Genomic DNA, 24,458 nt, shown 5'->3' on the forward strand with positions numbered 1-24,458 from the left:
GAATCACCTCATTAAATTTTTATAAGGATGCGGGTACTCGATCAATGTTTTCAAGCATAATGCCTGTACCAATTGCTACACAATCCATAGGTTGATCTGCAATGAACACAGGTACTTTTAGCTCTTCGATTAATAGCTGGTCCATACCATGTAATAATGCACCACCGCCAGTAATAATAACCCCACGATCAATTATATCTGCTGATAGCTCTGGTGGTGTTTTTTCTAATACATTTTTTGCAGATTGAACAATCATCGCAACCGATTCATGTAATGCACGTTCAATCTCCTCTGAGTGAATCGTTATTGTACGTGGTAGACCTGTCACCATATCTCGACCACGAATGTCCATCGAATCATTTCGGCTACCTTTAAAGACTGTACCAATTGTAATTTTTATAGCTTCTGCAGTACGTTCACCTATTAGCAATTTATATTCTTTTTTAATATATTGTAAAATATCATTATCAAAAATATCTCCTGCCACTTTAATGGATTCACTCGTTACAATATCACCCATTGATAGGACTGCAATATCAGTAGTCCCGCCGCCAATATCAACTACCATATTGCCGCTAGGTTGGAATATGTCCATACCTGCTCCAATAGCTGCAACTTTTGGTTCTTCTTCTAGGTATACTTTTTTGCCACCTGATTTTTCTGCAGCTTCACGAATCGCTTTTTGTTCAACACTAGTAATGTTTGTTGGACAGCAAATTAAAATACGTGGCTTAGCTAAAAATCCTTTGACGTTTAATTTGTTGATGAAATGTTTTAGCATCGCTTCTGTAACATCAAAATCTGCAATGACACCATCTCGTAGTGGACGAATTGCCGTAATATTACCCGGTGTACGCCCTACCATTTGGCGAGCCTCTTCTCCCACCGCTAACACTTTATTTGTTTTTTTATCAATCGCCACAACTGATGGTTCATTTAAGACGATTCCTTTGCCTTTAACGTGAATTAATACGTTCGCAGTTCCTAAGTCAATGCCTATATCTTTCGAAAACATTTTATAATTTCTCCTTCCCGCCATTTCCAACTACATAACGTTCATTTTTATCTGTTTATCTAGAATATTTTATCATATCCGACTGGTAATTACACCTAATTTTAGTTAACCGAACTGCATTCTTTCAATTATATGAACACTTCTTGAAAAGAAGAAATCGTTTCAGCACTTTTTTGACTCATCGCCAATCATGCAATTGTTTTCCGTTCCGACTGGGCGCTTTGTTGTTGCTGACGCTTCGTTACACTACGCTTTCGCACAGTTAAAACATTTGTTGCTGTCGCTTCGTTACACTACGCTTTCGCACAGTTAAAACATTTGTTACTGTCGCTTCGTTACACTCGCTTTCGCACAGTTAAAACATTTGTTGCTGTCGCTTCGTTACACTCGCTTTCGCACAGTTAAAACATTTGTTGCTGTCGCTTCGTTACACTCGCTTTCGCACAGTTAAAACATTTTTGTTGCTGCCGCTTCGTTACACTGCGCTTTCCACAATATTTATCCCAATTTGCTAAGTCGATTTTGTAAGGAAGCTTGTCCTTTGCATCAAAAAAAGAACGAATCAATCTTGACTCGTTCTTTCCTTCCACTTGTTTTTCGTTGCCTCTCCTCCACGAATATGACGTACGGCCTTATGGTAGGCGAGTATTTCCTTTACTTGCTCAGCTAATCCTTCATGAATTGTTGGCAGTCGCTCTGTTAAATCTTTGTGCACCGTACTTTTTGAATAACCTGTCATTTTCGCGAGGACACGCACAGTTTCACGCGTCTCAATCAATAATTCACCGAGGCGTATGCAGCGCTTCCGAATGTGCTCGTGCACGTTCTTCGTCCTTTCCACACAATTTCACAAATGGCATCAGATGCACGTCTGCGCATTTCTTCACCTTATGTGAGGACAAAGCTATTCAGAACACGTTTTACATTTTCACGATAAAATACCGATTTTTTATGCATTTTTTAGTATTCATTTCTTTCAATGTAAAATTATCATTTACTATAGTTAAAATCTACGAATTCTCCTATCATCAATTATGCTACTGCTGAAAAATGACTTAAACTAGCAGAAGCCTCCCACCTATAAAGGTGAGAGACTTCAATTAAAAGGCTAGTAATTTTTTCGGATTCACATATTTTCCGTTTTCTAGTACTTCAAAATGCAAGTTAACGCCAGCTGTTTGGTTCCACTCATTGTCAGTCGCTTTTCCAAGTAATTGACCTTGTGTTACCTCATCGCCTTCCTTGACAGCAATGTCTTTTACAGAGCTATAATGTGTTTCCTTACCATCTGCATGCTCAATAACAATTTTATTGCCTGTAAATGCATCAAGTTTTACTTGTTTTACTTTACCACTTAGAGCAGCAAGTACTTCAAATTCTTCACCATTCATAGCAAGAGTAATACCGGAAGATGTCGTAAATGTTTGATTAAATACCATTAGTGCTTTTTCACGCGACTCTGCATTAGCTTCTACTTCATAAAACTCTTGTGAAACTTGCATCTTACTAAGATTCGCTTCTTTGAACGGGTACTTCATTGTTTCTGTTTTTGCATTTGTTTCAACTACAGGACCTGAATCTACTTCAGCTACGTTTGGTGACGGAGCTTCTTCTACTTTGGATACAAGACTATTGTAACCAAGTAGCAAACCTGCTAGCATTAGAGCACCACCAGCGTAAACTGCTGGCCAAAACCATGGTTTCTTCTGTAATTGAACTTTTTCATCTTGATTTTGAGAAGTTTTACTATTTTTATCCTCTCTCATTTTCATCACCTCTAGTGGCAGTGTGAACAACTAGAAGTTATTTTAAACATGCATCTATCTTTTTTATTTCAATATCTTGATAATAATAGTGTAAAATTTCGTCAGCAGTTTTCCCATCGCTTGCCATAGCCTCTGCTCCATATTGACTCATTCCTACCCCATGCCCGTATCCTTTCGTGCTTACTTGCACTTTTCCAGCTGCAGAATTATAGGCAATTTTAAAATCCGTTGATGGTATTTCTAAAAGTGTTCGCACTTCTCGTCCTGACCACACATTCTTACCTAACTGCATGCGCTCAACACGTCCTGACTCATTTACAAATAACTGTACACGGTTGAAGTCACTTACCTGCCATTTCACAGGCCACAGTGCATTCCATTCAGCTAATGTCCATTCTTTCATCGCTGAAAACTTTGGGGATGATAAATCAGATTTACTCTTAACACTTTGTAAATAAGGGACATCATTACCACTAAAATCGTAGGCGCTTTCTGTTTTTCCATTGCTCGTAGAATGAAACATTGCCGTAATTAATTCATTATTATATAGAAGAACCTGTCCTTTCGTTTCATTAATAGCCTCGACAATTTTCTTTTCATTCCCCGGGAAATTGCTAGTCCAATTCTCTTTTCTTTGCTCCTTATTGTAAAAAACTTGTCTAGCAACAGTAGGAGCGATAGCTATTTTACCGTAATTTGTCGATTTCAACGCGTAAGTCCGTGCTGCAATAGCTTGTGCCTTTAAAGCTTCTTTTTTAAATGAAACAGGCATTTCTGCAGCTACCACACCAGTTACGTAAGTTTCTAAAGGGATTTTCTCCTGTTGTCCCTCCACTTCTATGAATATTTCACAAGCTTGCTCTGTTGTTGCAGGCGAATCCTTAACCTTAAGTCTCTCACCAAATGCCACAGGAAGCATATATAATGCTCCAATCAAACAAATTATGCCTATACTCATTATCCATTTTTTCATAAGGAATAATATGCTAGAATTCTTCAAAATATGTGACCGTTGGTGAAGGGAACTTCAATATAGGATGGTAAACAGACTGAGGGCCGTATGTATAAAGGATGCTGAAAAGAACGTATTTCCATTATATAAGACGATGTATTAAAACGTATGCCATGCTATTAGTTGATTGGAGTGGAGGCTGAGCGGCTCCTTTGGAATTAGCAATAGAGGAACGAAGGCTAAAAGCATTACATCCTGTGATAACGCCTTCGTGACCAACATTGTGTTGGCCCGAGACTCTGCAGCGCAGCGGATGTTTTCTGTATCGAAAGCGTAGTGTTAACGTAGCTACAGCACCAAAAGCAGCTCATCGGACGCCCCTAGGAAGCTCTGCTCTGTGCAAAAGCGAAGCGACAGCAACAAATGTTTTTACTGTGCGAAAGCGCAGTGTAACGAAGCGTCAGCAACAAATGTATTACCTGTGCGAAAGCGTAGTGAAACGAAGCGACAGCAACAACAAAGCGCCCAGCCGGAACGGAAATCAACCTCACGTTATGAGGATAACCAATTATAAAACTCTCCCCAGCTTGGATTAAACTAAAAAGAAAAAACCCTCTGCGCGTAAGCAAAGGGTTTATAAATTGATTTATTTTGTTGGTAATTCAACTGTTGCTTTCTCTTTAACGATAACTTCCTCAACTGGTACACGTTCAATTTGTGCGCCAAGTGTAGCCAGCTTGCCATGGAAATCGACATAACCGCGATCTAAATGATGAAGCTTTGTCACTCTAGTCACACCTTCAGATACAAGACCTGCTAAAATTAGTGCAGCCGCAGCTCGTAAATCAGTAGCCATTACTTCAGCACCCTGAAGATTTACAGGCCCTTCAATAAACACAGAACGTCCTTCTATTTTAGCACCGGCATTCATGCGACGGAACTCCTCAACATGCATAAAACGATTTTCAAATACCGTTTCCGTAATAATACTCGTACCTTCAGCAGTTAACATTAAGGCCATCATTTGAGATTGCATATCTGTCGGGAAGCCTGGATGTGGCATAGTTTTAATATCAACAGCTTTTAATGTTTTAGGAGCACGTACACGTATTCCTTCATCAAGCTCAGTTATTTCTACACCCATTTCACGCATCTTTGCAATTAATGCTGTCATATGTTCAGGAACAGCATTTTCAATCGTTACATCACCTTTTGTAATTGCTGCTGCAACCATAAATGTGCCAGCTTCAATACGGTCAGGAATAATATGATGTTCTGTTCCATATAATGTATCGACTCCTTCGATACGAATCGTATTCGTACCTGCACCGATGACACGACCACCCATACTATTAATGAAGTTTGCAAGATCAACAATTTCAGGTTCTTTTGCAGCATTTTCAATTACAGTTGTTCCTTGAGCTAAGGCTGCAGCTGTCATAATATTTTCAGTTGCCCCAACGCTAGGGAAGTCCAAATACACATTTGCGCCTTTTAAACGGCCATCCGCCTTCGCCTCTACATATCCATGACCAAATGAAATTTTTGCTCCCATAGCCTCAAAGCCCTTTAAATGTAACTCAATTGGACGTGAACCGATTGCACAGCCCCCTGGTAAAGCTACACGAGCATAGCCGTTTCGAGCAAGTAAGGAACCCATCACTAAAATTGATGCACGCATTTTACTGACAAATTCAAATTGGGCTTCACTAGAAAGTTCTTTTGTTGTATCTATATATACTGTATTATCCTCAGGTATATATGTAACTGCCGCATTTAGACTTTTAAGTACTTCATTTATAGTAAAGACATCTGCTAAGTTAGGGACTTCTTTAATTACATTTTCTCCTTTAGAAGCAAGTAAAGCCGCTGCTAGGATTGGTAACACCGCATTTTTTGCGCCCTCTACGCGCACTTTTCCCTGTAGCTTTTGGCCGCCAGTCACTATTATTTTTTCCACCCTATGTCCCTCCGAATTCAATCTATTAATCTATCAAAATTTTCTTTTATAAAGAAGTATAATGTCATAATCAGTAAACAAACAACTCTATAGTACAACTTTTCTTAAGCTCGTTCAAGCTTCCAAATCACTATTTTACGTCATTTATTGATATTTTGCTATTTATTTATTGTACGCATGATTTTTTTTTTTGTGAATGACCAATAACACGGAAGAAAAGCGTTAATTTCTAATATCTACCCAAGTATTTGTGAACAAAAACCAAATCTAATGGATTTATATCAATAATTTCGAAGAATAATTGCGTCCGAATTCATCTCCTCACCTTAAGTGATGGGAGACTTCTTTACCTGTCGCTACGTTTTCGGTACATAAAACATTTGTAGCCGTTGTTTCACTTTCGCTACGAAAACATTCGCTGAAAAAAATCAACTAATTTTTACATATTTCAAAGGACCACATAAATTATATTATAAAGCCCTGTGAAACATGTAGATTTAATTACTAACGTATAGATAGTAATAAGGGACTATTAAAATAAATATGGCAGCTTCCCTGACCAGTTTGAAATTTGCAGAAAGAAATTAGAAACGGCTGATCCTATCGCAATACTCAATAAAATATAAATTAATTGGATTTGAAAAACTTTATTCTTCTTAAAGATTTTTTCTAGCATAAACGCTTGTAGCGCATAAAAAGTTATAGCGATAAAAAATATATGCGATAAAATCCCTATTAAAGCTTCCTGTCCTATTGCCTCATATATTTCCATGTTGGTTCCTCCAAATTAATTCCTTTAGCATTACTCTCAACCGGTAACAAAATGTTAAAAAACGGACAGATGTTGAATCTGCCCGTTAAAATTTGAATTAGATATTACCCTCATGAACGTTGATACGATTCAACGCACGTTTTAATGCTAGGTCAGCACGTTTGAAATCAATGTTATCTTGTTTACTTTGAAGACGACCTTCAGCACGTTTAACGGCTTCTTTAGCACGTTTAACATCAATGCTTTCAGCAATTTCAGCAGACGGCGCTAAAATTGAGATTTTTTCAGGGCGAACTTCAATGAAACCACCGCTTACAGCAACAAGTTCAGTTGAACCGTCTTCTTTTTTAAGCTTCACTGCACCAATTGCAAGTGGAGCAACCATAGGAATATGGCCTGCAAGAACACCGATTTCACCTGAAGTTGTTTTAGCGATTACCATTGATACTTCAGAATCGTATACTGGGCCGTCGGGAGTGACAATATTGACTAGAACTGTCTTCATATTTTTTCCTCCTCGTCCCTAGTATTAAACCTCTACGCCCATGCTTTTCGCTTTTTCAACTACTTCATCAATAGATCCAACTAGACGGAAAGCATCTTCTGGCAGGTGATCCCATTTGCCATCAAGGATTTCCTTGAATGAGCGAACAGTTTCTTTAACAGGTACATAAGAACCTTTTTGACCAGTAAATTGTTCCGCAACGTGGAAGTTTTGAGATAAGAAGAATTGAATACGACGAGCACGTTCTACTGTTTGTTTATCTTCGTCAGATAATTCATCCATACCCAAGATAGCAATGATATCTTGTAATTCACGGTAACGTTGGATTGTACGTTGTACACCAGTAGCGATTTCGTAGTGCTCAGCGCCTACGATTTCTGGCGATAAAGCACGAGAAGTCGAAGCTAATGGGTCAACCGCAGGGTAGATACCCATTTCTGATAATTTACGCTCAAGGTTAGTAGTTGCATCTAAGTGGGCGAAAGTTGTAGCTGGAGCCGGGTCAGTATAGTCATCGGCTGGTACATAGATCGCTTGAATAGAAGTTACAGAACCTTTGTTAGTAGATGTGATACGTTCTTGTAATTTACCCATTTCAGTTGCAAGAGTTGGTTGGTAACCTACCGCAGAAGGCATACGACCTAATAGGGCAGAAACCTCAGAACCTGCTTGTGTGAAACGGAAGATATTGTCGATGAATAAAAGTACGTCTTGACCTTGTTCATCACGGAAGTATTCCGCCATTGTAAGACCAGTTAATGCTACACGCATACGTGCACCAGGTGGCTCGTTCATTTGACCGAATACCATCGCTGTTTGCTTGATAACGCCTGAATCGCTCATCTCGAAGAATAAGTCGTTCCCTTCACGAGTACGCTCACCTACACCAGCGAATACAGAGATACCTGAGTGTTCTTGTGCGATGTTGTTGATTAATTCTTGGATTAATACAGTTTTACCTACACCGGCACCACCGAATAGACCGATTTTACCACCTTTAATATATGGTGCTAGTAAGTCTACTACTTTGATACCTGTTTCAAGAATTTCAACTGTCGTTGAAAGGTGCTCGAAAGATGGTGCTTCACGGTGAATTGAATCACGACGTGCGTCTGCCGGAATCTCTTCACCTAAATCGATTACTTCTCCAAGTACGTTGAATACACGACCTAGCGTAACTTCACCAACTGGTACTGAGATAGCTTTTCCTGAGTCTGTTACTTCTGCTCCACGTTGTAAGCCATCAGTAGATGACATTGCAATTGTACGAACAGAATCATCACCTAAATGAAGAGCAACTTCTAATGCAAGAATTGTTGGTTCTTCATTAGGACGTTCAATCTTAACTGTTAATGAGTTATAGATTGCTGGTAATTGGCCATTGTCAAATTTTACGTCAACAACTGGACCCATTACTTGAATAACATGTCCTTTATTCATTACTGTGTACCCTCCTATCGTATTCTTATACGACATTGGGAAGCTGGCCTATTCTAAGGCTGCAGCTCCACCAACGATTTCTGTAATTTCTTGTGTAATCGCCGCTTGACGCGCACGGTTATATTGCAATGAAAGGTCTGAAATAAGATCAGAAGCGTTATCAGTTGCATTTTTCATAGCCGTCATACGAGAAGCATGTTCACTTGCTTTTCCATCTAATAATGCGCCGTAAACTAAGCTTTCCGCGTATTGTGGAAGTAACACTTCAAGAATTGCTTCACCAGATGGCTCGAATTCGTAAGAAGCATTACTGCTAGCAGGTGCAAGATCCGTTAATGGAAGAAGTTTTTTCTCTGTCACTTCGCTAGCGATTGCGCTGACAAAGTGATTGTAGTACATATAAAGTTCATCATACGTACCATCAGTGAACATACCAACAGCTTTACGAGCGATTTCTTTAATATCAGCAAATGATGGTTGGTCCGGAAGACCGACAACATCGCTGATGACATTATGATCACGTTTCACAAAGTAGTCACGAACAACACGACCTACCGCTAAAATAACGTATTCGTCTTTTGATTTATGACGCTCGTCAATTGTACGTTGTACTTGACGTAGGATACTTGAGTTGTAAGCACCTGCAAGACCACGGTCAGAACCAATGACTAAGTAAGCTGTTTTCTTAACAGGACGAGCAGTTAACATTGGATGTCCGCTGTCTTTTGTTCCTGAAGCGATCGCGCCTACTACGTCCTGGATTTTTTCCATGTAAGGAACGTACGCTTTAGCGTTTTGCTCTGCACGACGTAACTTTGAAGAAGAAACCATCTGCATCGCTTTCGTAATTTGTTTCGTACTCTTTGTAGAAGTAATACGACCTTTAATTTCGCGTAAGTTTACCACTGGTATTTCACCACCTTTTGTTTTTTAATCAAGTGACTAGCTCGAACTTATTCTGATTTAGCGAAAGTTTTTTTGAACTCAGTTAAAGCAGCTACGTAATCCGCATCAGGAGCAAGCTCTTTTGTAGTACGAACATGATCTAAAACGTTTGTGTGGTTTGTATCTAACCAGCTTAAGAATTCACGTTCGAAGCGAACGATATCTTGTACTGGAATATCATCTAAGTGACCTTTAGTTAATGCATAAAGGATAGCAACTTGTTTTTCAACTTTTAGTGGTTTGTTAAGGTCTTGTTTAAGAACTTCAACCGTACGTTTACCACGTTCAAGTTTTGCAAGAGTTACTTTATCTAAATCTGAACCGAATTGAGCGAATGATTCAAGCTCACGGAATGCAGCTAAGTCAAGACGTAGTGTACCTGCAACTTTTTTCATCGCTTTAATTTGAGCAGATCCACCTACACGTGATACAGAAAGACCGGCGTTAATCGCTGGACGTACACCAGAGTTGAATAAGTCAGATTGTAAGAAAATTTGTCCATCAGTGATTGAGATTACGTTAGTTGGGATGTATGCAGAGATATCCCCAGCTTGTGTCTCTACGAATGGAAGAGCTGTAATAGAACCATTTTGGTATGTTTCGTTTAACTTCGCAGCGCGTTCTAGTAAGCGGCTGTGTAAGTAGAAAACGTCACCAGGGTAAGCTTCACGACCTGGAGGACGGCGAAGAAGAAGTGAAAGTTCACGGTAAGCTGATGCTTGTTTAGTAAGATCATCATACACGATTAAAACGTGTTTACCTTGTAACATGAATTCCTCTGCCATAGATACACCAGCAAATGGTGCTAAGAATAATAATGGAGCTGGTTGAGAAGCAGAAGCTGTCACAACGATTGTGTAATCTAAAGCGCCATTTTTACGAAGAGTTTCTACTACACCACGTACAGTAGACTCTTTTTGACCAATTGCAACATAGATACAGATCATGTTTTGGTCATTTTGGTTAAGAATTGCATCGATTGCTACTGATGTTTTACCAGTTTGACGGTCACCGATGATTAACTCACGTTGACCACGACCGATTGGTACTAAAGCGTCAATCGCTTTGATACCAGTTTGTAGTGGTTCGTGTACTGATTTACGAGCCATTACACCGAAAGCTGGACTTTCGATTGGACGAGTTTTTGTTGTGTTGATTGGACCTTGTCCATCCACTGGTTGACCAAGTGGATTTACAACACGGCCAATTAGTTCTTCACCAACTGGTACTTCCATGATACGACCTGTACGACGAACTTCATCGCCTTCTTTGATGTCAGCGTATGGACCTAAGATTACGATACCAACGTTACCTTCTTCTAGGTTTTGAGCCATACCCATAACACCATTAGAGAACTCTAGAAGTTCTCCAGCCATGGCGTTGTCGAGGCCATGAGCAAGAGCGATACCGTCACCAATACGGATAACTGTACCAACTTCGCTTACTTTAAGTTCAGATTCATAATTCTCAATCTGTTGTTTAATCAGACTGCTGATTTCTTCAGCCTTGATGCCCATGTATGTCACCTCTCACATTTCTAAATTATTAACCGATTAATTCACGTTTTAGGCGCTCTAGCTTATTCGCTACTGAGCTATCATAAATATGATTACCGATTTGAACACGAATACCACCAAGAAGTGATGGATCAATTTCGTTTGTAATGTTTAATGATTGTTTCCCTACAAGTTTCGCAAATGCTGTTGAAATATTAGTACTTTCTTCAGCCGAAAGCTCACGAGTAGAGAATACTGTTGCATCTGCAGTACCTTGTGCCTGTGCAGCAAGCTCAGCATATGCGTTAGCAATAAGCTTCAGTTCGTTTACACGTTTTTTCTCAACAAGTAGTTGAACTGTGTGTACAACCTCTGTTGTTGCACCTGCAAAGATTTCTGCTACCATTTGTTTCTTACGTTCGATAGAGAACTTAGGAGCATTTAAAAGTGTTAAAAAATCAGGAGATTCTTTGACTACCTTTGTTAGCTCATTTAAGTCTGCTCCAACTTCAGTAAGAATGTTTTTTTGTTGCGCTAATTCAAAAAGCGCTTGAGCGTAACGTTTTGCTACAGTTGAATTACTCATCGAGCTTCCCCTGCCTTCGCAATCGTCTCTTCAATTAGAGCACGGTTGTCTGCCTCAGAAATCTCTTTGCTAAGGACTTTAGATGCTGCAAGTACAGATAAAGAAACGACTTCATCACGTACAGCTGCAATAGCTTTTTCTTTTTCAGACTCAATTTCACGTAAAGCCGATTCTTTTAAGCGGTTTGCTTCATTGCGAGCTGCAGTAAGAATTTCTTCTTTTTGCATTTCGCCTTGCTTCTTAGCGCCTTCAACAATCGATTGTGCTTCCGTACGAGCTTCTTTAAGAAGGCTCTTTTGTTCTTCTAAATATTGATGCGAATCTTTGCGCGCTTTTTCAGCTGCTTCGATTTCACTAGCTACTAATTCTTCACGTTGTTGCATGATGCCCATAAGTGGACCCCAAGCGAACTTTTTAAGTAATAGCATTAGTAATAAGAAGATAACTAATGTTGCGGCGATATCACCACTATTAAAACCAGGACTAGCATTGCCTAGTACAAGATTATCTAAAAACACGATTGTTTCACTCCCTTCAAGAGCTTTAACTTCAACATAATAATTTAATTACTAGAAAAACTACCTATTTTAAAAAGCTATATTTACACATAGCTTTTATCAGTTCCAAAATGAAGGGCGAAGTTTCATCTGGAGATTCCTGCTTCGCCACTAGAATTCAGTGTACAACTGAATTATTTGTTCATTACGATGAATGCGATTACTACTGCGATGATTGGTAGGGCTTCAACTAATGCAACCCCGATGAACATTGTAGTTTGAAGAACGCCACGAGCTTCTGGTTGACGAGCGATACCTTCTACTGTTTTTGAAACGATAAGACCGTTACCGATACCTGCACCAAGTGCACCTAAACCGATTGCGATTGCTGCTGCTAATAAACCTAATGAACCTGTCATTTGAAAATTTCCTCCTTGGAATTGTTTGTTTTTTTTTGGGTTCAAGCATAGGGTGTATGCTTTATATTAATGGTCATCGCTCACTTTATGAGCCATGTAAACCATTGTTAACATTGTGAAGATAAAGGCTTGGATAAAGCCGATGAAAATAGAGAAACCTTGCCATGCCATCATTGGAACAATTGCTCCGATGAATCCCATTGGACCCGCAACAGCTAAACTTGCGATTAAGCCAAGTAAAATTTCACCTGCATAAATGTTACCGTAAAGACGAAGACCTAATGTTAAAGTGTTCGCAAACTCTTCAACGATTTTTAGCGGGAACATGAATGACATTGGTTTGAAGAATGTACCAACATAATGGCCTGTCCCCTTCATTTTAATACCATAGAAATGTGTTAAGGCTAAAATCATTGCTGCAAGCGTCATTGTAACAGTTGGGTCAGCTGTAGGAGATTTCCACCAAAGTTCGCCGTTATAAGCGATAGAGAACGGAAGACCTAATAAGTTAGATACGGCGATAAACATAATTAGTGTAATACCTAATACGTGGAATCGCCCACCAGTTTTCCAGTCCATGTTGCTTTTGATGATGTTTTTTACGAAATCCATAATCCATTCCATAAAGTTTTGCATACCTGTAGGTTTTAACTTTAGGCTTCTAGTTGAAATAAAAGCGATTAAGAAAACGATTACGGCCGCAACTAGTAACATCATTACAGTTGAAAGGTTGAACGTTAGTTTGAACAAACCAAAATCAACTACTTTTAATGGAGCTTCATGATTCATTGTTATTTTTCACCTCTCTTTCTAATTTAAAGCACATTAGCGGTTCCTTACATGTGACACTATTCTCTCGACAAAGAGAAAAACGTACGGAATCATTAGCCCTATGACCGTGCTAATTAAGTGAAAATAGTTTGGCAACGAAATGGCTAAAGCGACTGCCGCTACACCTGATGCAAAGCGAAGCGCTGTACCAAGTGAGCCTACTTTCTTCCCTTCACTAATGGATTGATCAAACTTCTCCATACGGCGAACTAAAATCCAAAAATTATACGTACCAAAGAATGCACCGATTGCGATGCCCGCAAAAACCGTCTGATAGGGTGTAAATCCCCAGCCTAATGCACAGAGTGCGAGCAAAAAAAATAACGCTCTCTTCTGCACAGCAAAAATGTGATGCAAATCTAGCATTGGTTTATAATCTCCTGAATCAATTTTTCGAGTAAAGAAAACGTTTGCTGACCACTATGTGAAATCAGAAAAGAGCAGTGAAAAACACTACTCACAGCGGAATAGTAACGGGAGAGCGTCATTTTGAAATTACAGGTGTAAATCCCAAAAAATATCTTACACCCCGAAACGCACAAAACGTTGCAAATCGACAGTTTTTGGTTTGAACTGTCAATTTAGTAGAAACTTGATGTAACAAGTGTTTCAACCTCTATTTGCGATTTGAAACCCTTATCATTATTACCCTTTGTAAGCATACAATAGGAGATATTTGAAGTCAATTAGTAAAGGAGAAAAACTTCACAGCCACTATACTCTTGTCAAATTGTTGACAAATTTGTGTATGAAAATTCATAGCTTCAAAATCAATGTTCACGTTTGTGCAAAAAAAAGCTAATCTACGACATAATTATGCTCGCAAATTAGCTCACCTATCACAATTAGTACATTTGGCTCATTTTTCGATTTCGAAAAGGGATATTACTTGCTTTTTTGTAAAAATTCTAGAAGCGCCTTCACAATACGTTCAGAAGCATGTCCATCACCATAAGGATTAGAAGCTTTTGCCATTGCTTCGTAGGCATTTTTATCTTCTATTAATTGCTTAGCTAGAGAGTAGATTGTTTCTTCTTCCGTGCCTGCTAGCTTTAGAGTTCCTGCAGCAATACCTTCTGGGCGCTCTGTTGTATCTCTTAGTACTAAAACTGGTTTACCTAATGAAGGAGCTTCTTCTTGAACGCCACCAGAATCAGTTAAAATCATATAAGAATTAGCCGCAAAGTTATGGAAATCGAAGACTTCAAGCGGTTCAATTAAATGCACACGCTGATGATCTCCTAAAATTTCATTCGCTATTTCTCTCACAGCTGGGTTCATATGAACTGGGTAAACAACTTGTACATCCTCATGCTCTGCTAAAATTCTAGTAATCGCTCTAAACATATGACGCATAGGCTCTCCTAGATTTTCACGACGATGTGCTGTTAATAGAATCATACGATCTGACCCTATTTTTTCTAACACAGGGTGTGTGTAATGTTCATTTACTGTTGTCGCTAATGCGTCGATAGCAGTGTTACCAGTAACAAAAATAGTTTCTGGGTTTTTATTTTCATCTAAAAGGTTTTTCTTAGATACTTCCGTTGGCGCGAAATGAAGGTCAGCCATAACACCTGTTAACTGGCGGTTCATTTCCTCTGGGTATGGTGAATACTTATTCCAAGTTCGAAGACCTGCTTCCACATGGCCGATTGCAATTTGGTTATAAAATGCAGCTAAACTTGCAATGAAAGTTGTTGCTGTATCACCATGCACTAAAACGATATCCGGTTTTGCTTCTTTCATGACTTTATCTAAGCCCTGTAATGCATTAGTCGTCACGTCAATTAATGTTTGACGATCCTTCATAATATTTAAATCATAGTCTGGTGTAATTTTAAATGTTTCTAAAACTTGATCGAGCATTTGGCGATGTTGTGCTGTTACTGTCACAATCGATTCTATTTGCTCAGGATACTTTTGTAATTCCAATACAAGTGGAGCCATTTTAATAGCCTCTGGTCTCGTACCGAAAATCGTCATTACTTTCCATTTTTTCGTCAACGATTTGCACCGTCCTTTGTTTTATTTGTATGAAAAGTGCTTACCCCCATTGATCGTCATCATATGAAGCAAGTGTCGGACTTCAAGAGAAGTAATGCGCCTAACATACTATGAAACGTCCTTCAATATTGAAGGACGCTCCCAAAAGTTATAAGTTTCCTAAAAATTACATACTAAATCTATTTTTCATCGGTTTTTATCATAACGTGAGGTGAACCTTGTTATGACCGTTGAAAACTGTTCAATATTATTTCGTACCGAATAAGCGGTCGCCTGCATCACCTAAACCAGGGACAATGTAGCCATGGTCATTTAGTTTTTCATCAAGTGCAGCAATATAAATATCTACATCTGGATGATGTTCTTGAATTTCTTTTACACCCTCTGGCGCAGCGATTAAGCACATAAATTTAATGCTCTTCGCACCACGTTTTTTCAGTGAGTTGATCGCTTCCACTGCTGATCCACCCGTTGCAAGCATTGGGTCTACAATGATGAAATCACGTTCTTCTACATCTGCTGGAAGTTTTGCATAGTATTCTACAGGTTTTAACGTTTCTGGATCACGATAAAGACCGATATGACCAACTTTAGCCGCTGGAATTAAATTTAATACACCATCTACCATGCCAATACCTGCACGTAAAATCGGTACAATCGCAATTTTCTTACCAGAAAGTACTTTTGTTTTGGCCACTGTTACAGGTGTCTCAATTTCAATTTCCTCTACTGGCATATCACGTGTAATTTCGAATGCCATTAATGTTGCAACTTCGTCTACAAGCTCACGAAATTCTTTTGTTCCTGTATTCTTATCACGAATATAAGTTAACTTATGTTGGATTAGTGGATGATCAAATACGTATACTTTGCTCAAAGGGATTCTCTCCTAACAGTTCGGATTCATTTTTATCTCACCTAGTATAACAGAAAAAATGAGTCGTCTCAAAAATAAATTTGGGACAACTCCTTTTCAAGAATGTTTGCTACATATAATAGCGATTATTTATCGAGTATTGCATTTAACTGTTCTATCGTCATCGGCTTATAATAGAAATAACCTTGTCCTACTGTACAGCCGAGTGCACGTAAAATCTCAACCTGCTCTTTATTTTCAATGCCTTCTGCGACGGAAGTCATTCCTAAGTTTAATGCTAATTGAATAATGGAGCGGACAATAGCAAGTGTCGCAGCATCTTTAATATCATTAATAAAGCTTCGATCTATTTTTAATTCAGTAAACGGCAGTCTTTGTAAATAACTTAGTGATGAAAAGCCTGTTCCAAAATCGTCCACCGAAGTTTTAAAGCCATACTCCTTTAAATCCTGGATAATAGAAAAAGCAGTCTGAAAATCAACTAATCCAATATTTTCTGTTACTTCTAAAATGATATATCTCGGTTCAATATCGTATTTCCGAACGAGCTCCAGTGTATCCTGTACAAAATTTTCATAATAAAAATGATTAGGCGATATATTTACTGCTACCTTCACTAATTTTTTCCCTAATCGTTTGCGCTCAGCTAGCCAAGAAAGTGCTATCTCTAATATTTGAATATCGATTTCGCGTACCTTTCCTGCACTTTCAGCCACTGGAATAAAAATTGCGGGAGACACAAAACCAAGTTTTGGAGAAATCCAGCGGGCAAGCGCTTCAATACTTTGAATTTCACCTGTCTGTAAATCAACCTTTGGCTGTAAATTCACCGAGATTTCTTTATTTTTTATTGCTTGTGCCAAATGGTTTAAGACAGTCATTTGCTGCTCAAGCACATCATTTCTTTCTTGTGTGAAAATTTCCATATGAGTACCTGGTTTATTGGCCGCAAAAGATACAGCATTATCTGCAAAGCGAATCGCATCAGCAATTTTTATGTCATGGTTATAAAAAGCAATGCCAGTCTTCAGTGTAATATAAATTTGCTTTCCACCCACAATAAAAGGCTGACGAATAATCTCTTTTATTCGCCTTTTATAATAGAAAAAGTCTTCATCCGATGTCGCATTTGTAATGATTAAACTAGAGCTTGTAAATCTAGCAATATATTCGTTTAGATCATGCTTCTCTTCATTTAGACGTTTAGCAATTTGTCTTAAAAGCTCATCTCCCGCTTCACGACCATATAACTCGACAATTTGATGGAATTCGCTTGGCTTTAAGATTTTGATATTACCATTTTGACTGTATTCTTTTTCTACCTTATTTAAAAACCCATGTCGATTAGGCAGCCCTGTTGTGATATCGATATAGGCTAAGTCCCATATCTTTTTTTGTGTTTTTGCATATGCGTATGCCAATGCAACAAGAGCACCGATTTTTCGGAGCATGCTTTCAAAAGTCTTTTGATCAGTACTAGCATGTTGCCTTAAAAATATTGCGAACAATCCGATTGCTTGATGTTGTTGATTGTATATTGGCATAAACAAAGCTAATGGCATGTCAGATGAATTAGCAAACATTTTATGCTCTATTGGAATATCAATTTCATCCAAGCTCTTAACTAGAATAGCTGTCTCCTCTTGCATAACTCTCTTAAAAAATTGTTTGTTATCACAACGCTCTGGCAAATCTTTTATTTTGTCGTTCCCTTTAAAAATTCGTAATTGATCTGCCTCTTTAACAAGTATCATACTTGATATTTTCGGCATAAAAAATTGATCTAGACTACTGCAAATAATGCTCATCTTTTTATCGAAGGAATAATCCTTTTCAATCGCTTCGTACATCGTTTTCTCTAGGCGCATTAAAAATTCTTCGGTCTGATAGTAAGTAACTTCTTTCACAACTACTAGCACAAATAATGTTTCATTTTTATTATTTTGAAATGGGAGTGCTTGTATCTCTGCCCAAAAAGGAGATTTATCGAAGCAACTATGTTGCAACTTTTCTTGTACTATGGCTCCGCTATGTATTTTATTTTTAATCATTTCAATAGTTGTCTGTTCTTCGTTTGACATCAATGAAAAATAATCGATATTTATTATTTGCGAACGAGTAGTATTTGTAAGTGTACAAAAAGAATCATTACATTCTAATATGCAATTGTTATTTGTTGCATCAAAAATAACGTAACTTTCTTGTGAGTTATCACCTAACTTACGAATTGTATTTAATAGCATTTCATGTTCTATGATCATTGTATTAGTAACCATTCAGCCCCTCCTCCCTTTTTCTCCATCAATATACGTCAACATAATCGCTGAAAGAAGTTACATCTCTCTTACATTGTATATAAACATTCAATAAATTGTCACTTTTATGAACATGGTTCAGGACATTATTTGTCTATCTCTATTATATAATATATCCTTTCCTACTAAGTTTATGTAAATAAATTCAAAAATTAGAGTATTTTATTTCCAAATTAACGAAAAATAGCGTTTTGTCGATTCCATTCCTCTTTAGATAACAGATGTCTGTGCGAAAGCGAAGCGACAGCAACAAGCGGTTTTGTCTGTGCGAAAGCGAAGCGACAGCAACAAGCGGTTTTATCTATGCGAAAGCGAAACGACAGCAACAAGCGGTTTTGTCTGTGCGAAAGCGAAGCGACAGCAACAAGCGGTTTTGTCTGTGCGAAAGCGAAGCGACAGCAACAAGCGGTTTTGTCTGTGCGAAAGTGAAGCGACAGCAACAAGCGGTTTTGTCTGTGCGAAAGCGAAGCGACAGCAACAATAAGAAGTGGACACGAGGAACTCTCATATCACCCCCACTCTATGGCACTTCCGTGACGCTATCCTTAAGAAATCGCCCTACCTTCTCTATAGATAATTGCAAAAAAAGCTGTGGTTAAAGTGCATTTATCACACTTTAACCACAGCTTTATCTAATCAATTATGCCTCGGCACAACTACGTCCGGTGCCTTTAAATTAAACGTATAATGGATGTTTGTCAGTTAATGCTTTTACGCGAGCTTTTGCTTCAGCTTTCACTGCTTCATCTTCCGGATTTTTAAGAACCGTAGCAATAATAGCCCCTACTTCTTTCATGTCTTCTTCATTGAAGCCACGAGATGTTACTGCCGGTGTACCAATACGGATACCAGAAGTTACGAATGGAGATTCTGTATCGTAAGGAATTGTATTTTTATTTGTTGTAATGCCTACTTCGTCAAGTGCGTGCTCTGCTACTTTTCCTGTGAGACCAAGAGATTTCACATTAAGAAGTAATAAGTGGTTATCTGTACCACCAGATACAATTTCAACACCTTCTGCCATTAATACTTCTGCTAAAGCTTTTGCATTCGCTTTAATTTGTTTTGCATACTCTTTGAAGTCTGGTTGTAATGCTTCACCGAATGCTACAGCTTTTGCTGCGATTACGTGCATTAATGGTCCACCTTGGATACCTGGGAATACAGATTTGTTAAGCTTTTGTTCCCATTCTTTCGAAGCAAGGATTAAACCACCACGTGGGCCACGTAATGTTTTATGTGTTGTAGATGTTACAAAATCAGCGTACGGCACTGGTGATTGGTGCTCACCAGCAGCTACAAGACCAGCGATATGCGCCATATCCACCATGAAATATGCTCCTACTTCATCAGCGATTTCACGGAATTTAGCAAAATCAATTTCTCGTGGGTATGCAGATGCACCTGCAACAATTAGTTTTGGCTTATGTTCTAACGCTTTTTGGCGTACATCTTCATAATCGATTACTTGAGTATCTTTTGTTACGCCATATTCAACGAAGTTATATAGAATACCTGAGAAGTTTACAGGAGATCCATGTGTTAAGTGACCGCCATGAGAAAGATTCATCCCAAGTACAGTATCACCCGGTTCTAAAATCGTGTGGTATACAGCCATGTTTGCTTGAGCACCAGAGTGTGGTTGTACGTTTGCATACTCTGCACCAAAGATTTCTTTCACACGATCACGTGCAATATCTTCCACAACATCTACGTGTTCACAGCCGCCATAGTAGCGTTTACCTGGATAACCTTCAGCATATTTATTTGTTAGAACAGAACCTTGTGCTTCCATTACTGCTTCAGATACAAAGTTTTCTGATGCGATTAACTCAATATTTGCTTGTTGACGTTTTTTTTCCGCAAGAATTCCGTCTAATACTGCTTTGTCTTGTACTGCTAATTTTTCGTATGCCATGTTTGAAAAAGCCTCCTAAGTATAATCGTTCTTTGTATACCACTGATTTCAGAGGTAGTTTTATTTATATACTGCACGCTCTCCGCCAATTAGCTTTGGACGTGTTGTTGCAATTGTCACAACCGCTTCTCCTACCATTCGCACAGAAGTACGAACTGGAACAGCTACTGCCTTTAAATGCATACCTATGAGTGTTTGACCAATGTCAATACCTGCACTTGCTTGCACAGCTTCCACAACAACGGGATTTGTAAATTGCGTAAACGCATATGCAGACATCGAGCCACCTGCTGTACGAACTGGTACAACTGTTACTGGTTCATACCCAAATTGTTCTGCTGTTGTTGCTTCCATTGTAATAGCACGATTAATATGCTCACATCCTTGGAACGCTAGATGTAGTTGATGTTTCTTTGCAAATGCCTGCAACGGCTCAAAAATTGCCTCTCCAATTTCAAGCGCGCCTGCTGTGCCAATTTTCTGACCAATCACTTCAGATGTCGAGCAGCCTACGACAAAAATAGTATTTGGTCGTAGGGTTACCTGCTCTTCAAATTCACTGAGTAACTGAGTCAAATGTGTTCGTATTTGTTGAACAACCACTATGCTCAGCCCCTTATTTCTAAATTATTTATGTCACATAGCTAAATTTCTTTGATGACACGTTTTAGCTTAGGACGGATGTTAACAAACTTAATTGCTTTTCTTACTGCTCAAGCTCAGCGATTTTTTCAATGCGGCGCGTATGACGGCCACCTTCAAAATCTGTTTCAAGCCATACTTTAGCGATTTCACGTGCAAGGCCTGGCCCAATAACACGCTCACCCATTGCTAAAATGTTGGAATCATTGTGGCAACGCGTTGCTTTTGCGCTAAATAAATCATGCACTAAAGCACAACGAATCCCCTTAATTTTATTTGCAGCAATGGACATACCAATGCCTGTACCACAAATTAAAATACCTTTATCAAATTCCCCGCTAGCAACACCTTCAGTAACTGGTTTTGCATAATCAGGATAGTCTACTGAATCCGCAGATTGTGGACCAAAATCTTCGTAGCTAATATGTAGCTCATCTAACAGCTGCATAATCTCACGACGTAAGTTATTGCCTCCGTGATCAGAAGAAATTGCTATTCTCACTGGGTTCCCTCATTTCGAAATTATAGTCAACACTAGTGTACCACTTCTATCTCAAGAATAACATGATTTTTCTTGCATTTTTATGCTGATTTCTCCTAAAAGACGAACGTTTCTTGTAATCGAACATTAAAACATTCACTTTTAAACTCATTTCCCTGTGGATATTGTGAATATCATGTTGATAAATTCGGATAACGGTCTTTTGTTGTAATATTCCATCTTCTAAAGTTTTTTTACCTTTACAATTGCAGTGGACATGCTATAGCAATGTTTTTTCTATGTATTGCCAGTAGTTAACACTATAGAGGGATTCTATACAAAATGCGAGCATGGCGTAATAGCTATGAAACTTTTTTAGTTTGATGCACCATCCGTCACTTTACGGGCTATCCTTCACTTTGCCTCTTCTATCTGCCACTATCATCTATGCGGGCAGCAAATCCAAACCTTACAACATAAAAAAAACTGTAGCAAACTCTAACTTCACTCGAGTTTATCTACAGTCTAAATTCTTCACCTTTATGCTTGTCTATCAAATTGTTGAATCATTTTATGCAGCTCTTCTGATTGTTTCTTTAAACCTTCTGCTAGTTTTTCGACTTGCTCAATTGCGTATGCTTGTTCTTCTGCCGCACTGCGAACTTCTTGTGCACCCGCTGACGTTTCTTGAGCAATAGCTGCAACTTCTTGAGATTGACGAGCAGTTGTTTCAATATTATGCATTTGCTGCTCAATAAGTGTAGAAATTTCTACAATCGCTGTCGCCATTTCGTGTACACTTGAAGACATCCCTTCTACTGCTGTCGTTGTTTCTGATACACGTGCAGCTTCTTTTGTCGCAAATGTCACCTGTTGATTCATTTGTTTTACAACAATTTCAACGTTTTGTTGCATAGATTGAATAAGGGAAGTAATGCCCTGTACCGCTTTCGCACTTTCATCCGCTAAACTACGAACTTCTTCAGCTACAACGGCAAAACCTTTCCCATGTTCTCCAGCACGCGCTGCTTCAATCGAAGCGTTTAAAGCTAGTAAATTTGTTTGTGCTGCAATATCGCCAACTAAGCTAATAATGCGCTCTACCTGCCCAGCATTTTCCTCTAATAGACGAATGCTTTCTAATGCCTCCGTATTGCCAGCCGCAATTTGCTGAATACTATTCACTAATGTTTCGATCGCTTTTGTTGTTGTCGTTAAATTATGTAAAATCTCTTTCGATTGCGTTGCCGATGCCTCTGCTCTACTATTAACTTCTGTCGCGAGAGCTCGTACATCTTCAATAGCTTCAGCTGTATCTTGAACTGCCGTTGCAGATGTCTCTGCACCAGTCGAAATATGCTTTACTGTAGAAGCAATATTCTCTGCTTTTTTTGTTGCAACAGCTGCTTCATCAGATAGTTGGATAATGGATTGATTGGTTTGCTGGAAATTATTATCTATACTTTCTACCATTCCTCTTAAATTCAACACCATTTGTTGGAATGCCTCTGCAACAGAACGAATCTCATCACTTGTTTTCGGCATTTCTACATCTTGGCCAATTTTCCCTTCTGCTACACGGGAAGCTGAATTTTCTAGTTTCTGTAAAGGTTTAATTAAAATTACACTGAAAATTCCAGCCAAAATGCATGACCATGCAATCCCCGACACATAAGTAAAAATTTCAAACAGTTTACGATCAATTTCTGGGAAGAAGGTAGGTTGTAAATATTCGATAAATATAAAACTAATACTGTACGTGATCAGTGCAAGAATACCGACAAATAATACTAGTTTAAGTCGTAAGCCAAACTGTTTTTTCATAGAGACCCTCAATTCTCTTCAATTTTTTTTACTAATCGTTCTACCAATTCCGTTAATTCTACAAATGTTTCTTTATATATTTCTTTACTACCACCGTAAGGATCGACAACATTTCCTTCACTGCCTTCGCCTATATACTCTTTTAACGTAAAAACTTTTTGTTCTGCATTTGGATAATTAGCAATAATTGTAGCTTTGTGAGCTGTTGTCATTGTTAAAATTAAATCAGCCCACTCCATTTCAGTTATCGATAATTGCGTTGCTAAATGCTGATGTGTCATATTTGCTTCATATAATACTTGTTGTGCATGCGCAGACATTTCCGCATTTGGCATGGCATAAATGCCCGCTGAACGGACCTCCACATTGTCAGTTTGTTTATGCTTTAAAATAACTTCTGCCATGGGACTGCGACAAGTATTTCCAGTGCAAACAAATAATATTTTCATACTTATCACCCTCCATCGTTTTCTCTATTGCCGAATGGCTAGTACACTCATAATGATAAAAAAAATCCCTGTAATGATTTGAAATTTATCGCCAAGTAACACCTGACTTCTTCGTGCAATGACTAATGACCCATAAGAGCAAATAAGTGCACTTACACCTGCACTTATAATAAATACTGATTTCTCTAAGTGTAGCATACCAAAAGAAATACTTACTGAAAAGGTATCTAGGCTTGCAGTCACAGCTAACAGTATTGGTGCAATAGTAACCTTTTCATCTTTTCGCGTAAATAATAGTACATGTAAGCCCATGCAAAATAATAAAATACTTGAAATCCATTGTCCCCACTCTAAGAAGAAATGCACTAAAAAGTGTCCTAATTCGAAACCTAATAACGGGAATAGCATATGCAAAGCAGCTGTCCAAACTGATAAAAAAAATCGATATCTAACATGTGGTATTAATACATATAAACCAATCACATCTATAGACGTTAATATACCTGCAAGAATCCCCTGCAAGAAAGCACTCCTTCACTCTCTAATATTTTATCATTTTATGCTCGAAAATACAGTATTATCATAATACATTTTCCTTACTGCTAAGTGTTAAAAGTCACTCCATCAATGAACAATACCTTCATTTATAGTAAAAACTTGCTACGTTTTCAACAGCTATAGATCAAGTATAAAAGTCTAAGCAGATTTTTATCCCGCATTAACGGGCAATAATTGATCTGTACTAAAAAGCGAAGCGTCAG

Annotated in this window: 27 protein-coding genes; 2 read left to right on the top strand and 25 right to left on the bottom strand. The window is 38.4% G+C overall.

Annotated elements, in window-relative coordinates; all coding sequences use genetic code 11:
* Positions 1 to 19: 19 nt before the first annotated feature.
* The 5 genes from mreB to spoIID form a co-directional block, all read right to left on the bottom strand.
* Positions 20 to 1,015: a rod shape-determining protein gene (gene mreB / locus PVA17_RS10860; RefSeq protein ID WP_132360382.1), complete on the bottom strand. Its 996-nt coding sequence runs from the start codon at positions 1,013 to 1,015 to the stop codon at positions 20 to 22.
* Between the two features lie 401 nt (positions 1,016 to 1,416).
* Positions 1,417 to 1,581 (bottom strand): hypothetical protein, encoded by a 165-nt coding sequence (locus PVA17_RS10865; RefSeq protein WP_274067693.1) that lies wholly within the window; start codon positions 1,579 to 1,581, stop codon positions 1,417 to 1,419.
* Positions 1,578 to 1,838 (bottom strand): sporulation transcriptional regulator SpoIIID, encoded by a 261-nt coding sequence (locus tag PVA17_RS10870; protein WP_049668034.1) that lies wholly within the window; start codon positions 1,836 to 1,838, stop codon positions 1,578 to 1,580. Before PVA17_RS10870 ends, PVA17_RS10865 begins: the two co-directional genes overlap by 4 nt.
* Positions 1,839 to 2,115: 277 nt before the next feature.
* Positions 2,116 to 2,781, bottom strand: coding sequence for a M23 family metallopeptidase (locus PVA17_RS10875; RefSeq protein WP_132360380.1), 666 nt, complete (start codon positions 2,779 to 2,781; stop codon positions 2,116 to 2,118).
* A gap of 37 nt (positions 2,782 to 2,818) precedes the next feature.
* Positions 2,819 to 3,754, bottom strand: coding sequence for a stage II sporulation protein D (gene spoIID / locus PVA17_RS10880; protein WP_132360378.1), 936 nt, complete (start codon positions 3,752 to 3,754; stop codon positions 2,819 to 2,821).
* A gap of 376 nt (positions 3,755 to 4,130) precedes the next feature.
* On the opposite strand from spoIID, the gene PVA17_RS10885 reads away from it, so the two are divergent.
* Positions 4,131 to 4,307, top strand: a complete 177-nt coding sequence (locus PVA17_RS10885) for a hypothetical protein (protein WP_274067695.1) — start codon at positions 4,131 to 4,133, stop codon at positions 4,305 to 4,307.
* 72 nt (positions 4,308 to 4,379) lie between these two features.
* On the opposite strand, the gene murA is transcribed toward PVA17_RS10885, so the two are convergent.
* From murA to PVA17_RS10955, 14 genes are all read right to left on the bottom strand, one after another.
* Complete coding sequence (murA, locus tag PVA17_RS10890) at positions 4,380 to 5,693, bottom strand: UDP-N-acetylglucosamine 1-carboxyvinyltransferase (RefSeq protein WP_132360376.1); 1,314 nt, start codon at positions 5,691 to 5,693, stop codon at positions 4,380 to 4,382.
* Between the two features lie 532 nt (positions 5,694 to 6,225).
* On the bottom strand, positions 6,226 to 6,465 hold the full coding sequence (locus tag PVA17_RS10895; protein ID WP_132360374.1) for a DUF1146 family protein: 240 nt from the start codon (positions 6,463 to 6,465) through the stop codon (positions 6,226 to 6,228).
* Positions 6,466 to 6,562: 97 nt separating this feature from the next.
* Entirely contained in the window at positions 6,563 to 6,970 is a 408-nt protein-coding gene (locus tag PVA17_RS10900) for a F0F1 ATP synthase subunit epsilon (RefSeq protein ID WP_132360372.1), read from the bottom strand.
* Positions 6,971 to 6,994: 24 nt separating this feature from the next.
* Complete coding sequence (atpD, locus tag PVA17_RS10905; protein WP_132360370.1) at positions 6,995 to 8,410, bottom strand: F0F1 ATP synthase subunit beta; 1,416 nt, start codon at positions 8,408 to 8,410, stop codon at positions 6,995 to 6,997.
* A gap of 48 nt (positions 8,411 to 8,458) precedes the next feature.
* Entirely contained in the window at positions 8,459 to 9,316 is an 858-nt protein-coding gene (atpG, locus tag PVA17_RS10910) for an ATP synthase F1 subunit gamma (RefSeq protein WP_068986226.1), read from the bottom strand.
* A 47-nt stretch (positions 9,317 to 9,363) separates the two neighbouring features.
* The gene (gene atpA / locus PVA17_RS10915) at positions 9,364 to 10,872 is read right to left on the bottom strand and encodes a F0F1 ATP synthase subunit alpha (RefSeq protein WP_248717828.1); all 1,509 of its coding nucleotides are present in this window, start codon (positions 10,870 to 10,872) and stop codon (positions 9,364 to 9,366) included.
* Positions 10,873 to 10,900: 28 nt separating this feature from the next.
* A complete protein-coding gene (locus PVA17_RS10920; protein ID WP_248717827.1) occupies positions 10,901 to 11,437 on the bottom strand; it encodes a F0F1 ATP synthase subunit delta in 537 nt (178 codons plus the stop codon).
* Entirely contained in the window at positions 11,434 to 11,955 is a 522-nt protein-coding gene (gene atpF / locus PVA17_RS10925; RefSeq protein ID WP_132360364.1) for a F0F1 ATP synthase subunit B, read from the bottom strand. The genes PVA17_RS10920 and atpF overlap by 4 nt, the downstream gene beginning before the upstream one ends.
* 173 nt (positions 11,956 to 12,128) lie before the next feature.
* On the bottom strand, positions 12,129 to 12,353 hold the full coding sequence (gene atpE, locus PVA17_RS10930) for a F0F1 ATP synthase subunit C (RefSeq protein WP_132360362.1): 225 nt from the start codon (positions 12,351 to 12,353) through the stop codon (positions 12,129 to 12,131).
* Between the two features lie 66 nt (positions 12,354 to 12,419).
* The gene (gene atpB, locus PVA17_RS10935) at positions 12,420 to 13,142 is read right to left on the bottom strand and encodes a F0F1 ATP synthase subunit A (RefSeq protein ID WP_274067696.1); all 723 of its coding nucleotides are present in this window, start codon (positions 13,140 to 13,142) and stop codon (positions 12,420 to 12,422) included.
* 36 nt (positions 13,143 to 13,178) lie between these two features.
* Entirely contained in the window at positions 13,179 to 13,550 is a 372-nt protein-coding gene (locus PVA17_RS10940; protein ID WP_132360358.1) for an ATP synthase subunit I, read from the bottom strand.
* 519 nt (positions 13,551 to 14,069) lie between these two features.
* Positions 14,070 to 15,191 (bottom strand): non-hydrolyzing UDP-N-acetylglucosamine 2-epimerase, encoded by a 1,122-nt coding sequence (gene wecB / locus PVA17_RS10945; protein ID WP_274067697.1) that lies wholly within the window; start codon positions 15,189 to 15,191, stop codon positions 14,070 to 14,072.
* Positions 15,192 to 15,438: 247 nt separating this feature from the next.
* On the bottom strand, positions 15,439 to 16,068 hold the full coding sequence (gene upp / locus PVA17_RS10950) for a uracil phosphoribosyltransferase (protein WP_132360354.1): 630 nt from the start codon (positions 16,066 to 16,068) through the stop codon (positions 15,439 to 15,441).
* Positions 16,069 to 16,193: 125 nt separating this feature from the next.
* Positions 16,194 to 18,344, bottom strand: coding sequence for an EAL domain-containing protein (locus PVA17_RS10955; RefSeq protein WP_132360352.1), 2,151 nt, complete (start codon positions 18,342 to 18,344; stop codon positions 16,194 to 16,196).
* Between the two features lie 304 nt (positions 18,345 to 18,648).
* Between PVA17_RS10955 and PVA17_RS10960 the strand changes: the two genes are divergently transcribed.
* The gene (locus tag PVA17_RS10960; RefSeq protein ID WP_274067698.1) at positions 18,649 to 18,867 is read left to right on the top strand and encodes a hypothetical protein; all 219 of its coding nucleotides are present in this window, start codon (positions 18,649 to 18,651) and stop codon (positions 18,865 to 18,867) included.
* 192 nt (positions 18,868 to 19,059) lie between these two features.
* Here the strand turns inward: PVA17_RS10960 and glyA are convergent, their stop codons facing one another.
* From glyA to PVA17_RS10990, 6 genes are all read right to left on the bottom strand, one after another.
* On the bottom strand, positions 19,060 to 20,301 hold the full coding sequence (glyA, locus tag PVA17_RS10965) for a serine hydroxymethyltransferase (protein ID WP_132360350.1): 1,242 nt from the start codon (positions 20,299 to 20,301) through the stop codon (positions 19,060 to 19,062).
* A 60-nt stretch (positions 20,302 to 20,361) separates the two neighbouring features.
* Positions 20,362 to 20,904, bottom strand: coding sequence for a TIGR01440 family protein (locus PVA17_RS10970; RefSeq protein WP_132360348.1), 543 nt, complete (start codon positions 20,902 to 20,904; stop codon positions 20,362 to 20,364).
* 103 nt (positions 20,905 to 21,007) lie between these two features.
* Positions 21,008 to 21,445, bottom strand: coding sequence for a ribose 5-phosphate isomerase B (gene rpiB, locus PVA17_RS10975; RefSeq protein ID WP_132360346.1), 438 nt, complete (start codon positions 21,443 to 21,445; stop codon positions 21,008 to 21,010).
* 519 nt (positions 21,446 to 21,964) lie between these two features.
* Positions 21,965 to 23,248, bottom strand: a complete 1,284-nt coding sequence (locus tag PVA17_RS10980) for a methyl-accepting chemotaxis protein (protein ID WP_132360344.1) — start codon at positions 23,246 to 23,248, stop codon at positions 21,965 to 21,967.
* An 8-nt stretch (positions 23,249 to 23,256) separates the two neighbouring features.
* Positions 23,257 to 23,697: a low molecular weight protein arginine phosphatase gene (locus PVA17_RS10985; RefSeq protein WP_132360342.1), complete on the bottom strand. Its 441-nt coding sequence runs from the start codon at positions 23,695 to 23,697 to the stop codon at positions 23,257 to 23,259.
* Positions 23,698 to 23,721: 24 nt separating this feature from the next.
* Positions 23,722 to 24,219, bottom strand: coding sequence for a manganese efflux pump MntP (locus PVA17_RS10990; RefSeq protein WP_132360340.1), 498 nt, complete (start codon positions 24,217 to 24,219; stop codon positions 23,722 to 23,724).
* Positions 24,220 to 24,458: the final 239 nt, after the last annotated feature.

The organism is Lysinibacillus sp. CNPSo 3705, from assembly GCF_028674935.1.
Classification (GTDB): domain Bacteria; phylum Bacillota; class Bacilli; order Bacillales_A; family Planococcaceae; genus Lysinibacillus.